General features: G+C 69.4%; 15 protein-coding genes. 9 read left to right on the forward strand and 6 right to left on the reverse strand.

Translation table 11 applies throughout. From position 1 onward, the window contains the following. Positions 1 to 72: 72 nt before the first annotated feature. Complete coding sequence (locus LI336_RS05490; protein WP_227131694.1) at positions 73 to 840, forward strand: SAM hydrolase/SAM-dependent halogenase family protein; 768 nt, start codon at positions 73 to 75, stop codon at positions 838 to 840. Further along, entirely contained in the window at positions 837 to 1499 is a 663-nt protein-coding gene (locus LI336_RS05495; protein WP_227131699.1) for a trimeric intracellular cation channel family protein, read from the forward strand. The genes LI336_RS05490 and LI336_RS05495 overlap by 4 nt, the downstream gene beginning before the upstream one ends. A gap of 371 nt (positions 1500 to 1870) precedes the next feature. On the opposite strand, the gene LI336_RS05500 is transcribed toward LI336_RS05495, so the two are convergent. Further along, the gene (locus LI336_RS05500) at positions 1871 to 4294 is read right to left on the reverse strand and encodes a GAF domain-containing protein (RefSeq protein WP_227131701.1); all 2424 of its coding nucleotides are present in this window, start codon (positions 4292 to 4294) and stop codon (positions 1871 to 1873) included. Positions 4295 to 4529: 235 nt separating this feature from the next. On the opposite strand from LI336_RS05500, the gene LI336_RS05505 reads away from it, so the two are divergent. Beyond that, positions 4530 to 4862, forward strand: coding sequence for a DUF7344 domain-containing protein (locus tag LI336_RS05505; protein ID WP_227131703.1), 333 nt, complete (start codon positions 4530 to 4532; stop codon positions 4860 to 4862). 157 nt (positions 4863 to 5019) lie between these two features. On the opposite strand, the gene thsA is transcribed toward LI336_RS05505, so the two are convergent. Next, positions 5020 to 6582 (reverse strand): thermosome subunit alpha, encoded by a 1563-nt coding sequence (thsA, locus tag LI336_RS05510; RefSeq protein WP_227131704.1) that lies wholly within the window; start codon positions 6580 to 6582, stop codon positions 5020 to 5022. Positions 6583 to 6779: 197 nt separating this feature from the next. Here thsA and LI336_RS05515 point away from each other — a divergent pair, with 197 nt between their 5' ends. Next, a complete protein-coding gene (locus tag LI336_RS05515) occupies positions 6780 to 7604 on the forward strand; it encodes an amidohydrolase family protein (RefSeq protein WP_227131705.1) in 825 nt (274 codons plus the stop codon). Positions 7605 to 7641: 37 nt separating this feature from the next. Here LI336_RS05515 and LI336_RS05520 read toward each other — a convergent pair whose 3' ends face one another. After that, positions 7642 to 8544: a glycosyltransferase family 2 protein gene (locus LI336_RS05520; protein ID WP_227131707.1), complete on the reverse strand. Its 903-nt coding sequence runs from the start codon at positions 8542 to 8544 to the stop codon at positions 7642 to 7644. Positions 8545 to 8813: 269 nt separating this feature from the next. Further along, the gene (locus tag LI336_RS05525) at positions 8814 to 9518 is read right to left on the reverse strand and encodes a class I SAM-dependent methyltransferase (protein ID WP_227131709.1); all 705 of its coding nucleotides are present in this window, start codon (positions 9516 to 9518) and stop codon (positions 8814 to 8816) included. An 88-nt stretch (positions 9519 to 9606) separates the two neighbouring features. Between LI336_RS05525 and LI336_RS05530 the strand changes: the two genes are divergently transcribed. Further along, positions 9607 to 9753, forward strand: coding sequence for a hypothetical protein (locus LI336_RS05530; protein WP_227131711.1), 147 nt, complete (start codon positions 9607 to 9609; stop codon positions 9751 to 9753). Positions 9754 to 9780: 27 nt separating this feature from the next. Here the strand turns inward: LI336_RS05530 and LI336_RS05535 are convergent, their stop codons facing one another. Beyond that, positions 9781 to 10185: a pyridoxamine 5'-phosphate oxidase family protein gene (locus tag LI336_RS05535; RefSeq protein ID WP_227131712.1), complete on the reverse strand. Its 405-nt coding sequence runs from the start codon at positions 10183 to 10185 to the stop codon at positions 9781 to 9783. Between the two features lie 229 nt (positions 10186 to 10414). Between LI336_RS05535 and LI336_RS05540 the strand changes: the two genes are divergently transcribed. The 4 genes from LI336_RS05540 (at position 10415) to LI336_RS05555 (ending at position 12877) form a co-directional block, all read left to right on the forward strand. Further along, the gene (locus LI336_RS05540) at positions 10415 to 10693 is read left to right on the forward strand and encodes a helix-turn-helix domain-containing protein (RefSeq protein WP_368408347.1); all 279 of its coding nucleotides are present in this window, start codon (positions 10415 to 10417) and stop codon (positions 10691 to 10693) included. A gap of 152 nt (positions 10694 to 10845) precedes the next feature. Then, positions 10846 to 11613, forward strand: coding sequence for an MBL fold metallo-hydrolase (locus tag LI336_RS05545; protein ID WP_227131714.1), 768 nt, complete (start codon positions 10846 to 10848; stop codon positions 11611 to 11613). 292 nt (positions 11614 to 11905) lie between these two features. Further along, positions 11906 to 12649 carry a YkgJ family cysteine cluster protein gene (locus tag LI336_RS05550; protein WP_227132651.1) on the forward strand — a complete coding sequence of 248 codons (744 nt, stop codon included), beginning with the start codon at positions 11906 to 11908 and terminating at the stop codon, positions 12647 to 12649. A gap of 84 nt (positions 12650 to 12733) precedes the next feature. After that, on the forward strand, positions 12734 to 12877 hold the full coding sequence (locus tag LI336_RS05555; RefSeq protein ID WP_227131716.1) for a DUF7560 family zinc ribbon protein: 144 nt from the start codon (positions 12734 to 12736) through the stop codon (positions 12875 to 12877). Between the two features lie 45 nt (positions 12878 to 12922). Here the strand turns inward: LI336_RS05555 and LI336_RS05560 are convergent, their stop codons facing one another. Continuing rightward, on the reverse strand, positions 12923 to 13381 hold the full coding sequence (locus LI336_RS05560) for a pyridoxamine 5'-phosphate oxidase family protein (RefSeq protein WP_227131717.1): 459 nt from the start codon (positions 13379 to 13381) through the stop codon (positions 12923 to 12925). Positions 13382 to 13434 lie beyond the last annotated feature (53 nt).

A 13434-nucleotide genomic window follows, 5' to 3' on the forward strand; every position in this document is an offset into this window, starting at 1 on the left:
TCGGCTGGCGACGCGACTGGCGCGTTACCGCGAGGGACAACCGATAAGCGACCGGTGCGTGAACGCGCTCGTATGATCACGCTCTCTTCGGACTTCGGGTCGCCGTATCCGGCGGCGATGCGGGGGGTCCTGCTGCGGCGGGACCCGGACGCGCGACTGGTGGACGTGAGTCACGAGTTCCCCCGCCAGGACGTGCGCGCGGCGGCGTTCTGGCTGCGCGAGCTCCTGCCGTACTTCCCGCCAGCGGTGCACCTGGTCGTCGTCGACCCGGGCGTCGGAACCGAACGGGCGGCGCTCGCGGTGAAGGCGGGCGAGCACGCGTTCGTCGCGCCCGACAACGGCGTGGTGGTGCCGGCGGCGCGCGAGCTGCTCGCGGACGGCGAGTCGCTTCGCGCGTGGCGCATCGAGGACGCTGACGCGGCGTCGTCGACGTTCCACGGCCGGGACGTGTTCGCGCCGGCAGCCGGGGAACTGCATCGACTCGGGTTCGGCGAGTTCACTGACCGCGTCGGCGCGGCACGCGTCGACGAGTTCGAGGACCTGGAACTCCCGGCGGCGTCGCCGACGGAGTCGGGAGCGGTCGGGGAGGTCCTGACCGTGGACGACTTCGGGAACGTCATCACGAACGTCCCCGGTCGCGTCCTCGACGGCGTGGAGACGGTGCGCGTGAACGGCCGCGAGGTACCCGCAGTGGAGACGTTCGCGCGAGTGCCGACGGGCCAGTGGCTCGCCACGGTCGGGAGTCACGGCTACGTCGAGTGCGACGTCAACCAGGGCCGAGGTGACCGCGCGTTCGACCTCGAACCCGGCGACGACGTGCGCGTCGACCGCGTCGAATGACCGGCGTTCCGTGGGTGCCCGTGAGCGCCTTCGCCGTCCCGTGGGTGCCCGTGAGCGCGTTCGACGTCCTGAACTGGCTGGGGTTGCTGGCGTTCGCGCTCGCCGGCGCGCTCGACGGTGCGGACGAGGGCCTGGACGTGCTCGGCGTCGCCGTCCTCGGCGTCGTCACCGCGCTCGGCGGCGGCATCACCCGCGACCTGCTCGTCGATCGGACGCCGGTCGCCCTCACCGCGACCGCCGACGTCCTCGTCGTCCTCGCCGGCGTCCTCGTCGCGGTGGCGCTCGTCTGGAACGGCCGACGCATCTCGACGGACTCGCTCGCCGTCCAGCTCCCGGACGCAGTGGGGCTGTCGGCGTTCGCCGCCACGGGCGCCATCGTCGCGTGGGAGAGCGGGCTGTCGGCGTTCGGCGTGCTCGTGTGCGCGATGCTCACCGGAACCGGCGGCGGCGCGATACGGGACCTCCTCGTCGGTCGGACGCCGGGTATCCTCGTCGAGGACTTCTACGCGACGTGCGCGCTCGCCGGCGCCACCGCGTTCTGGCTGCTGCGGACCGCGGGCGCGCCACGGCCGACGGGCGTCGCCGCGTGCGTCGGTATCGCGTTCGTCCTGCGCGCCCTCGCAATCCGCTACGACTGGCACCTGCCCACCGTCGGGTGAGGCGGTCCATCAGGACCCGGGCGGACGGGAACTGGGCGCGGACGACGGCCGTCAGTCGCCGGTCACGCCGTCCTCGACGCACTCGACGACGTCCTCGGCCGCTGCCTCGAACGTCTCGCGCTGTACCGGAGTTCGGCACCGACGACGACGACGGCGAGGACGAACGCGACCCACGTCGCGTCCCGGAGATACCTGCGACGACGCCGAGCACCGCGTAGGTGTCGCCGCCGAACATCTCGCCGAGCGCCATCGACAGGGCTCCCGCGAGTCCCAGGTTCTCCGAACTCGTGGGTAGTCGCTGCTACCGGCTCAGGGGTCGTGTGCGTCCGTTCGAGACGCATCGGTCCTCGACTCCGGAAGGAGAGGTGCGCTCAGGAGAACAGCGCGTCGAAGACGCCCTTCTCGGCCTTCCGGAGGTGCTGATGGAACGTCGGTGGCGCGACGTCCAGCGACGCGGCGACGGTCTCCGCGTCCGCGTCCCGCGGCCACTCGAAGTACCCCGCGTGGAACGCGGCCTCGAGCGCGCTCCGCTGGCGGTCCGTGAGTTCCGTCTCCAGCCACCGGCGGACGCTCGTCCCGTCCGCCAGCGGCCGCGTCACCTGGACGTGCCGGAGCATCTGCGCGCCCGGATACGCCGCCTTCACCTCGTCGATGATGCGACGCGCGTCGACCGACGGCGACAGATGCAGCGTCAGTCGGAGGTCGCCGTCCTCGACGACCGCCTCGTCGACCTCGCCACCGATCGTCGCGACCGTCGACAGCACCGGTGGGCTCGCGACGCGAAGCTCGAACGACACGCCGTCCACTCGCTCCCGGAACGTCACCGTCCGCGAGTTCGGGTACCCGTCCGCGAACGCCCGTATCGCCTCGCGCGTCCCCGGCGTTCCACGACCGTACAGGATGAACTCGTCGTCTCCGACCGGAACGACGCTCTCGAAGACGACCGACGCGTCGGCCGGCGCACACCACTCGTCGTCGGGCACGAGGTCGGGAATCTGGAACCCGAGTTCGACGACGTCGTCGCCCATCAGCGCCTGCTTCCGTGCGGCGGACGCGAGCGCGTTCCCGACGATCTCGCCGAGTCGCCCGAGCACCTCGCGCTCCTGGTCGTCGAACGCGGACCGGCGCTCGCTGTACACGTTAAGCACCCCGTAGGTGACTTCGTCGTGGACGACCGGGATGGCGGCGGACGATTTGAAGCCAGCCGTATCCGTCGCCTCCCGCCACGGTTCGTGGCGCGCGTCCGACTGGACGTCCCGCGAGACGTGGACGTCCTCGCTGCGGAACGCACGCCCGGTCGGCCCGTCGCTGCGTTCGTCGTCCGGGTCGACCGTTACCGTCACCGAGTCCAGGTAGTCGTCGGCGCCCGCCGATGCGCGCACGTTCACCGTCTGTGACGCGCCGTCGGCGTCACCGAACCACGCGAACGCGTACGAGTCCGCGGCGGCGAGACGCTCGCAGACGGCCGTCTCGATGGCGTCGCGCGTCGACCGTTCGACCACTTCGTCTGTGACGTCCGCGACGACCTCGTGCAGCGCGTTCAGCGCGTCGACGTCCTGCCGGCGCCTGACGAGTTCGGTCTCGTACTCGGCGCGCTCGATGGCGCTGGCGAGCGTGTTCGCGACCGACTGCACGAACGTGACGTCGTGCTCGGCGAACTCCCGTCGGTCGGTCGCGTGCGTTCCGAGGATACCCCAGGGGTCGTCGAATGGGCCGATGATGGTACTGATACCGCTCACGACGTCGTGACTCGTCAGGAGCTCCGGACCGGATATCGTCTCGTGGGCGTCGAGGTCCTCGACGACGACCGGGCGTTCCGTCGAGAGCGTGTACGCGGCGTGGGATTCGTCCTCGACCGCGGAGACCGTCGCCGACCCGACGACGCCGTCGTCCCACCCGACGCCCTCGCGGAGTCGGAGCGACTCGCCGAGGTCGTCGAGCTCGAGGACCTTGCAGTAGTCCGTCCCGAGCGTCTCCGCGACCAGCTCTGCCGCGTCGCGGAGCAGGTCGTCGAGCGACCCGGTCGCGTGCGCGCGCTGTCCGAGGTCCGCGACGATGGACTGCTGCTGCATCCGCACCTCGAGCTCTCGCTCGTGCTCTTGGCGCTCGGTGACGTCCCGTACCGCACCGATGCGCTCGTACCCGCCGTTCACGTCCATCAGCGCGAACGTCGCCTCCCCCACCCACGTCTCGCCGTCGGGGCGCTCCAGTTGGGTCTCGAGGACGGCCGTCGACCGGTCGGCGGCGGCGAGCTCGGTCTCCAGGCGCTTCGCGCGCTCGACCGTGCGGTCGTTCGCGACCGAGGCGACGTCCGTCCCCAGGAGGTCCTCGCGCGGAACCCCGACCATCTCCGCGTACGCCTCGTTCGCGTGCGTGAACGTCCCGTCCTCGTCGACGACGTAGATGCCTTCGTCGACGGTCTCGAGGATGGCCTCGTACCGGTCGACGGCGCGGTCGCGGTCCACCGGCACGCCGGCCGTCGGGGCCGTCCCGTTCGCGTCCTCGGCCGCTGGTTCGGCTGTCGTTCCTGCGTCGTCGCTCCCGCTCGACGCGTCGGTTGCCGTTCCCGCGCCTGACGGCCCGGCGGCATCCGGTGGCTGCCACCAGACGCGAGCGTTCGCGCCGACCTTCTTCGTCTCCAGGTGCCCGGTCTCGACGAGGCGCTGCAGTCGCGTGTACGTGCTCCGTCGACCGACGTCGACCGCGTCCGTCACCTCGGGCGTCGTCCGCGGCACGCCGGGGTCGAAGACCGACAGCGTCTCGCTGAGCGCGTCGGTCAGGGTCGCGTTCGTCATTCGACCAGGTCCTCGAACCACAGCCCCTCAACTCCATCGACGGAGGTCACTAGCTCGTCGGTACGTGGGCGAAAGTATCGGGAACTGGGATGCAAAGTACGACCACGCGACCGGAACTCGTGTTCATCCCACCGGCTGCCCCGTGCACGCGAACCGAAGTAGTTCTAGGCGGGGATTTCCCCTGTCGGGGTGTTCGACTACAGTGTCCGCGGTCACACGCGGTCACCCCCAACGCATGATCGACACAACAACCGAGCACACGACGGACCAGTCGTCGGGGCCGGTGTTCGACGAGAGCACCCGCCACCAGGTGCTCGCCGAGGAACGCCGACGAACGGCGTGCGACGTCCTCGCCGAACGCGAGCACGACGTTCAACTCGGCGACCTGGCGGACGCCGTCGCGGGGAGAGAAGCGAGCGACCACGCACCCGCGTCCACGGAAGCAGTCCGCGTAACCCTCCATCACGTCCACCTCCCGCTCCTGGACGACGTCGGCGCCGTCGACTACGACCCGAGCACCACCCGCGTGACGCCCAGCGCCGCACCGCTCGACGAACTCGCCCACTGACGCCGGACGCCCACCCACCGACGCCGCCCGTCGACGAACTCGCCCGCTGACGCCGGGTCGGTCGACCGCGGTCGGACGGCCGCATTTTCCGGACGACGCATGCGACGAGCGGTCGCTTCGTCGTGGTGCTGGCAGCGAAAGAACGAGCGTTCGGAACTCAGTTCGCGGCGATGATGTCGTCGATGCGGACGATCATCGTCGCGGCCTCGGTCGCCGCGGCGATCGCTTCGGTCTTCACCGCGGCGGGGTCAACGACGCCGTACTCGAGGGGGTCGGCGACCGTCGTGGATTCGCCGTCGACGACGACGCCGAGGACGTCGCCGTGCTCGTGGAACGCGCGCAGGTCGACGAGGACGTCGATGGGGTCCATGCCGGCGTTCTCCGCGAGCGTCCGCGGGAGGACCTCGACGGCGTCGGCGAACGCTTCGGCGGCGAGTTGCTGGCGGCCCGTGATGCGGGCGCTGGCGTCGCGGATGGCGTCCGCGATGGCGACCTCGGTCGCGCCCGCGCCGGGGACGACCGCGCCGGTCTCGGCGGCGACCGCGACGACGTCGAGGGCGTCGTCGAGTGCGCGTTCGAGTTCGTCGACGACGTGCTCGGTGCCGCCGCGGACGAACAGCGTCACGGCGTCGGCGGCCGCACCGCCCTCGACGAACGCGAGTTCGTCGTCCCCGAACGTGCGGACGCTGATGCGGTCGACGTGCCCGAAGTCGTCGGCGTCGAGGTCGTCGATGCTGCCGAGGCGCTTCGAGCCGGTGGCGCGAGCGACCGCGCGTGCGTCGTCGCTCGAGAGCTTCTCGAACACGAGCACGCCCTCGTCCGCGAGGAGCGCCGCGACCTGGTCGTCGACGTCGTCCGTGCAGACGACGACGTCGATGCCGGCGTCGACGATGGTCTTCGCGACCGCACGACGCTCGGAGTCCTCGGCGTCCATGACCTTCTGGAGCGCCTCGGGCGAGTCGATGCGGTACTCGACGTCGCCGCTCGCCTCCTTCGCGTCGAGGTCGACGTCGAGGATGGCGACGGCCGCGTCCGTCACCTCGCGGGGCATCTCGTCGTGCACGCGCTCCTCGTCGAGGACGATACCGGGGACGAGCTCGGTGTCGCCCGCGCTCCCGCCGACCTTCGTGAACACGTGGACGTCGTCGCGTTCGACGTCGCCCTCTTCCGTGGTGACGTGCCCGATGGCGTCGACGACGAGGGCCGCGAGCGCGTCGACGGTGATGCCGCCGGTCCCCTTCCCGGTCATCGAGGACGTCGCGACCGCGCGGAGGAGGTCGTCGTCGACGTCGTCGTCGAGTTCGAGCGACTCGATGGTCTCGAGTGCGACGTCCGCGGCGGCGCGGTAGCCCTCGACGATCGCGGTCGGGTGGACGTCGTCCTCGAGGAGCGACTCGGCCTTCGCGAGGAGCTGGCCGCCGAGGACGGCCGCGGTGGTCGTGCCGTCGCCGACCTCCTCCTCCTGGGCTTGCGCGAGGTCGACGAGCATCTCCGCGGCCGGGTGCTCGATGTCCATCTCCGAGAGGATGGTCGCGCCGTCGTTCGTGATGACGACGTTCCCCGAGGAGTCGACGAGGAGCTTGTCCATCCCGCGCGGCCCGAGCGTCGTGCGTACGGCCTCCGCGATGGCTCGCCCGGCAGCGATGTTCGAGCTCTGCGCGTCGTTGCCGCGTGTTCGCGTGCTGTCCTCGGCGAGGATGAAAAGCGGCTGTCCGCTCATACCGGATCGGGATTGGAATGCCTGAGACATGTGTAATACTCACTACTTATTGGTTCGATGTCGTATATCTATGTTTCTCCAGATTCCCGACGCTTGCATGCGATTCGCACGCCATCTTCGTGGCCGTACGGCGACCTGTCGCATCGAGAGGCCGTGGCCGGTAACGACTTACGGACGGCCGGGGAACTCCGGGACAGATGCTGGAGTTGGAACACCGGTTCCGCGTGGTCGACGTCCACGCCACGCTCGCGCCGGACCGAGACGACGGCGACCGTGCACGCGCCGTCGACCCGGAGCGACTGGAGCGCGAGATGCGCCAGGCCGGGATCGTCCGGACGGTCGTCTTCCCGGAAACCCGCGACGCGGACACCGACTACCTCACCGCGAACAACGGCGTCGCACGACGGAGCGTCGAACGCCCGTTCGTCGCGTTCGCACGCCTCACCGGCCCGCGCGACCCCGGGACGGCCGCGACGAGTCGCCTCAAGAACCTCGCCGCGCGCCGCCGCGACCACCACACGGACCCCGAGACAGTCGAACAGTACGCGTACGACGACCGCTTCCACGGGTTCGTGCTCGACCCCGTGACCGACGGCCTCCCCGACGACGCCGTCCTCGACGTCCTGGAGGACGTCGACCTCCCCGTCGTCGTCCAGGCCGGCAGCGAGTTCCCGCCGACGGACGTCGCCGACACCCTCCTCTCGCGCTCGTTCACCGTCGTCCTCGCCGGCTTCGGCGGATACCCGCTCCAGGCGGAACTGATGCACGACGCCATCTCGCTGCTGGACCGCCACGACGACTGCTACCTCGACACGAGCCACGTCCGGTTCCGCGACCCCCTCGAACGCGCGCTCATGGAGCACCCCGACCGCGTCCTGTTCGGGAGTGGCGTCCCCGACGCGCACCCGAACGTCGCCATCATGGAGGTACTCACGCTCGACGTCAGCGAGGACAAGATGCGTCGCGCGTTCTCGAAGAACGCCACCAGGATCGTCCCGGAACTCGCGTCCGACGGCCGCTGAGACCGCGCGTCGACGCCGACCTGCGGCGGCCGGCCGCTCAGAGTTCGTAGCGAGTGACCGCCCGATCCGCGCGCGTCGAGATGCCATTCGGGTTCCGCGAATCCGCGGGCATCCGCTTTCGCGCGGCGAGCCCGTCCTTCGTGCCGACGGCGAGCCCCTCGAAGACGCCCTTGCCGTTCGCGAGCCACGCCGACGGCGTGCTCCCACCACGGAGGACGTCCCGGAGCGCTCGCGCACCATCGAACGTCGCGGTCTTCGCGGTGTGCGCGACCGCACCCGGATGGATGCCGTAGTTCTTCACGAGCCGGTACGCGAGCGACCGGTACTTCGTCCCCCAGTCTGCCGGCTCGCGGCCACCGTCCGTCTGGAACTCGCCGCGCACGCAGACGTCGCCGTTCCACGTGACGTCGAAGTCGAGTGCCGCGATCCGATGCGAGACGTCCCGCGACCCACCGGTCTCCAGGTACTCGTCGAACCCGTCCACGGCCTCCAGCGCCGCCCGCGTGAACGCGCTGTTGTCGCCGTTGACGAACGTCACGTCCCGTCCCGCGACGGTCCACGTCTCCCGGGATTCCGTCGTCACGCCAGCACGAACCGTCCGATGCGTCGGTCCCGTGACGACGTCCGCGCCCGACTCGACGCTCTCCAGGATGGCGTCCGCCCACCCCTCCTCCACCGCGAGGTCGTACCGCAGGAACGCGACGACGTCACCGCCGGCCGCCTGCACGCCAGCGTTCCGCGCGACGTTCAGGTTCCGCTCCGAGATCTCCACGAGGACGTCGACGTCGTCGCGGTCGCGGACCATCCCCGTCGTCCCGTCCGAGGACGGGCCGTTCACGACCACGACCTCGGCGTCCGGGGTGTCCGCCGCGAGCGCGTCGAGCGCTCGAACGAGTTGCTCTCGGCCGTTCAGCGTCGAGACGACAACCGAGAGGTGCATAGCGCATCGAAGGACGGACTCGTATAAAAATCGTCTCCTCTCGACCAGACGACCACAGAACGCGAGCTAATCGCGCCTCGGATCCGTGTTTTGTGAATCAAAGCCGAGGCTCGGAGAACGTTTCAGAAGCGAAACCGCTCGAGAGTCCGGGAGTGTTGCGCTGGAGAACGCGAGCGTCGCACTGGCGTACGAGCGTGCTTCGTTGGCGGACTGACGTGCTGCGCTGGTGGACGGGAGCGGTAGCCGGGAGTCCAGTACCGAGGAGCCGGCTAGACGCGCGTGTCCCAGTACGAGACCGACGCGAGCCGGTCGAACCCGGGGACGGACAGGAGCTTCGTGTCCAGTGACCGGAACGCGCTCGCGACGTCGTCCGGTATCTTCCGGTAGAAGCCGTAGGGGAAGACGAAGTCGTGCTCGGCGTTCACGAGTTCGAGGTTGGACTTCTCCAGCAGCGAGTCGACCTCGTACCGCGAGTAGAGCCGCGACCCCATCGGGAGCGCCCAGTTGTAGATCGAGCGCGTCGAGAACCGGTTGAACGTGTCGAAGAACACCTGGTCGTTCGAGACGCGCCGGAGCTCCGCGAGGAACGACTTCGGGGTGTCCGCGAGGTGGAAGAACCGCATGGCGACGACGCTATCGAAGTGGTCGTCGGGGAACGGCAGGCGCGCAGCGTCCCCACGCATGAACTCCAGGGTATCCGACACACCCGCTGCCTGTGCCTTCTGGCGGCCCTCCTCGAGCATCGCGGCAGAGATGTCCATGCCGACGATGTCCGCGCCACGTTCGGCGAGCATCACGGTGAAGCGGCCGGTCCCGCACGCGACCTCCAGGACGCGCTTGTCCTCGAGCGGACCGAGCGCGTCCAGTACCGCCTCCTTCTCGCGGCGGTCGATGAGTCGACCGCCTCGGGAGAAGCGCTTGTCGTCGTACTCCGCGGCCACGTCGTCGGCCTGGTACCACTCCTGTCCCTTCACTGTATCCCTCGGTAGGCCACTGCTGGGATAAAACGGTACTGAACTTTCGCCACGCACGTATTTGTGTCACGGTACCGTACTGCATAGTATGGCGCACTGTAGACACTGCGACACCGACGTCGACGTGGAAGCGCTCGTCCGCCACGAGCGAGACGGCCTCCTCCGCGTTCACTGCCCCGATTGCAAGGGGATGCTCGGCGCGTACCGCGACCCCTCGACGCCGCGGTCGAGGTGACCGAAGCGGTCCAGAGAACGGCCGCAGTCACCCGCTGGTGACGACGCGGTCCGGTTCGATACGGATGACGACCCGCGGGCCGCGCTCCTCGCCCTTGTGCGGGTACTCGTCGCGTTCGAAGTACCGTTGCGTGAGCGAGTCGATGTGCTCGAAGGACTCGTCGTCCTCCACGGCGACGACCTCGCCACGCACGGAGACGTACCGATAGGGGTCCTCGGGGTCGCTCACCTCGATGCCGACCTTCGGGTCTCGCTCGACGTTCCGCTCTTTCTGTCGTCCGCGAGCGGTGTTCACGAGGACGTGCCCGCGCTCGACGTCGTAATCCACCCAGACCGGCGTCACCTGCGGCGTCCCGTCGGGCATCAGCGTCGCGAAGTGCGCGAAGGACTTGCGCTCGAACAGGTCGTGGAACTCGGGCGGTATCTCGGCCATGCTCGACGCCTCGCGCGCCGTCGACAAAAGCCGTCGCCCCCGGGCAACGCCGACCGGCTCGCGACGCACCGGTCGACCCCGGTTGCACACACCGGACCAACCAGAGATTCGAGCAACGAACTCACTTAAACACCCTCCCTTCCTTGGTAATAATACACCTTATATTGTTCGTACAGTTTGTATCCCACTGTAGCCAACCTTTAACACTGACCTTCGCTGTCACGGTGGTATGAGCATGAGTGCCGCGGACGACCGCTCGCAGAACGACGACGTACTCTCAGACACCGAATACCGCGACCGCCTGCGCGAACTCCCCCCGAGCGCGAAGCTCGTCTCGAAGGTCCTCGAGAGCGACTCCCCGCTCTCGCAGGGCCAGCTCGCCGAGGAGTCGCTCCTCCCCGACCGCACCGTCCGGTACGCGCTGAACCGCCTCGAGGACGAGGACCTCGTGAACTCGCGGTACTCCTTCCAGGACGCCCGGAAGCAGGTCTACTACCTCAACGTCTGAGTCGATACCCGACGCGCGCCAGCGAGACGACGCACCGACGACCGACCACAGCCACCCTCGCCGCCGACCGCTCCTCTCGATTCCACCGCCCCTCTCGATTCCATCGCTGCCGACCGCCATCACTTATCAGCGGTCGCTCCCTCCGCTCTCGCATGAAGGTCACGCGCGTCCCCGTCGAGGTGGCGACGCGAGCTCCGACCGGGGCGACGAACGCGTACGTCGTCGGCGAGGACCCGGCGGTGCTCGTCGACCCGGCAGCGCGCACCGTCGCGCTCGACGACGCCGTCGCCGGCCGCGGCGTCGAGCACGTCGTCGTCACGCACACGCACCCCGACCACTTCGGCGCGGTCGCGCACTACGCGGACGCGCTCGACGCGACGACGCACGCCCGCTACGGTCGCACCGACCTGTTCGCGGCCGCGACCGGCGTCGACGCCGACGAGACGTTCCGCGAAGGCACCACGCTCGCGGACGTGACCGTCGTCGACACGCCCGGGCACGCCGTCGACCACGTCGCGTTCGCGGCGGACGACGCGGTCCTCTGCGGTGACCTCGCGGTCGCCGCCGGGAGCGTCGTCGTCGGCCACCCCGAAGGCGACCTCCGCGCATACCTCACCGCGCTCCGCCGCCTGCACGCGATGGCGCCCGACGTCCTCCACCCCGGGCACGGCCCGACCATCGAGAACCCCCGGAAGACGTGCGAGCGACTCGTCGCGCATCGTCTCGACCGCGAGCGCGCAGTGCTCGAAGCCATCAGGAACGGCGCCGACGCCATCCCCGCGATCACCGACGCTGCGTACGACAAGGACGTCAGCGACGTCCGCGACCTCGCCGAAGCCACGGTGCACGCACACGTCCAGAAGCTCGTGCACGAAGGACGCGCCCGCTGGGAGCACGGTCACGTCCGGCCCGTGCCCTGACTGGTTCCCACCACGAGTTCATAGGGGATGCCGCGGCCAGGGTCGGCGTGACGTGACGGTCGACCCGAGCGCGGACGAGACGGGAGCGCGGACCACCCGCTCGGGCGCAAGACGTAGCGCGGTCCGCCTGCTCGCCACACATGCGACTGCGACGACCAGCTACCCTTACGTGCTCGGCGGCCAGCAACCCCTGTGACCACGACGACCAGTAGCCCCCGTGACCGCGACGACCGGCAGCCACCGCGGTCGCGACGACGAGCGGCTTTTGTTCGTGCGCGCCGTCGGCGACGACGTGGACTCCCTGGAGACCGAACTCGACCGCGCTCGCGACCTCGACGAGGCCGAACTCGCCGACGCCATCGAGACCATCGGCTTCGAGTGCACGCGCTGTGGCGCGTGCTGTAAGAGCGAGGCCGACGACCCGCACACCGCGACCGTGTTCCCGGACGAGGTCCGGACGCTCCAGGGGACGAACGACAGCGCAGCCGACGGCGGCGACGTAGACGAGTCGGACGACGTCGAGACCGACGGCGACGCGGCGTACGACTGGCGTGACGTGGCGCGCCCGATGCCGTACGGGCTGGAGGAGGCCGCGGACGGGACCGTCAGCGGCGAGACGTTCGAGTGGGCGCTCCAGACGGACGCCTGCGGCGACTGCACGTTCTACGAGGAGGACGCCGACGGCACCGGCGCGTGCACCGCCCACGAGGACCGACCGCTCATCTGCGAGACGTATCCCTTCAGCGTCGCGCTCGGCGGCACGACCCAGCCGATGGGTGACGCCGTCGACGAGGCCGGGATGGTTCGCGCCCACGAGTGCGAGGGCCTCGGTCGCGACATCACGCGCGAGGACGCCGAGGCACTCGCCGCGGCGCTCAAGGAGCGCGCCGTCCGCGAACTCGAGGAAGCGATCGGCGTCCGCGACAACTACGAGCCAGTCGATGCCGGCGACGGCGTCGTCGTGCACGACTCCGAGGGCGCGAAGCGCGAGGACGGCACGCCACTCGAGACCGAGACCACCGTCGAGGACACCTGAACGCCCGCTCCGCCGGGGCGTTCTCACGCACCGTCAAATGATGGGTGTCTTTTATTGTGACGTGGCAGTGTACGTTCAGACGAGATGAGTCAGTCAGTCGAGTACCGGTTCGAGTGCCCGGAGTGCGCCGAATCCATCGACGTCAACGAGTCGATGAAGGAGGCCATCCAGGCGCACGGGTGCGTCGTCTGTGGCACGCCCGCGCCGGACGGCGCGTTCCAGCCGTAACCGCTCGAACCAACGCCCTCGCTCGAACGCCCACCGGTGGCTTCGTCACTCGGAGACGTTCCGTCGGCCCGTGACGGACTCCGGGACGAGCTTGTTCACCGTGAACTCGATGTCCTCCTTCGCCTGCTCCCACACTTCGAACTCCGGCGTCCGCGCCTTCCCGAGTCGTGCGACGTCCGTCGGCGTCAACTCGTCCTTCGGGATGCGGACGAGTTCGCCCGACACGACGACGCTTTTGATGTCGAGCGACCCGTCGTCGCCAGCGCGTTCCTCGTACACGACGAGCTGTGCGGAACACGGTTCGTCGACGTACTCGGCCTTCGTGCTGTCGTCGTCGTACCCGAGGCGCAGGTAGAACTCGCCGTCGTCGGTCGCGAACCCGTACGAGACCGGGAACGAGTACGGGACGTCGTCGCGCGCGAGCGAGAGGACGCCAGTCCCGCCGTCACCGAGGAACGCCTCGATCTCCGTCGTCGTCAACGATACGCTACGTACGTCGGCCATCACGAGATACTCCGGACGTGGCGCACGTAAAACCCGTGGGGTTGGGGCGACCG

It is taken from the genome of Halorubellus salinus (genome assembly GCF_020567525.1).
GTDB lineage: Archaea > Halobacteriota > Halobacteria > Halobacteriales > Natrialbaceae > Halorubellus > Halorubellus salinus.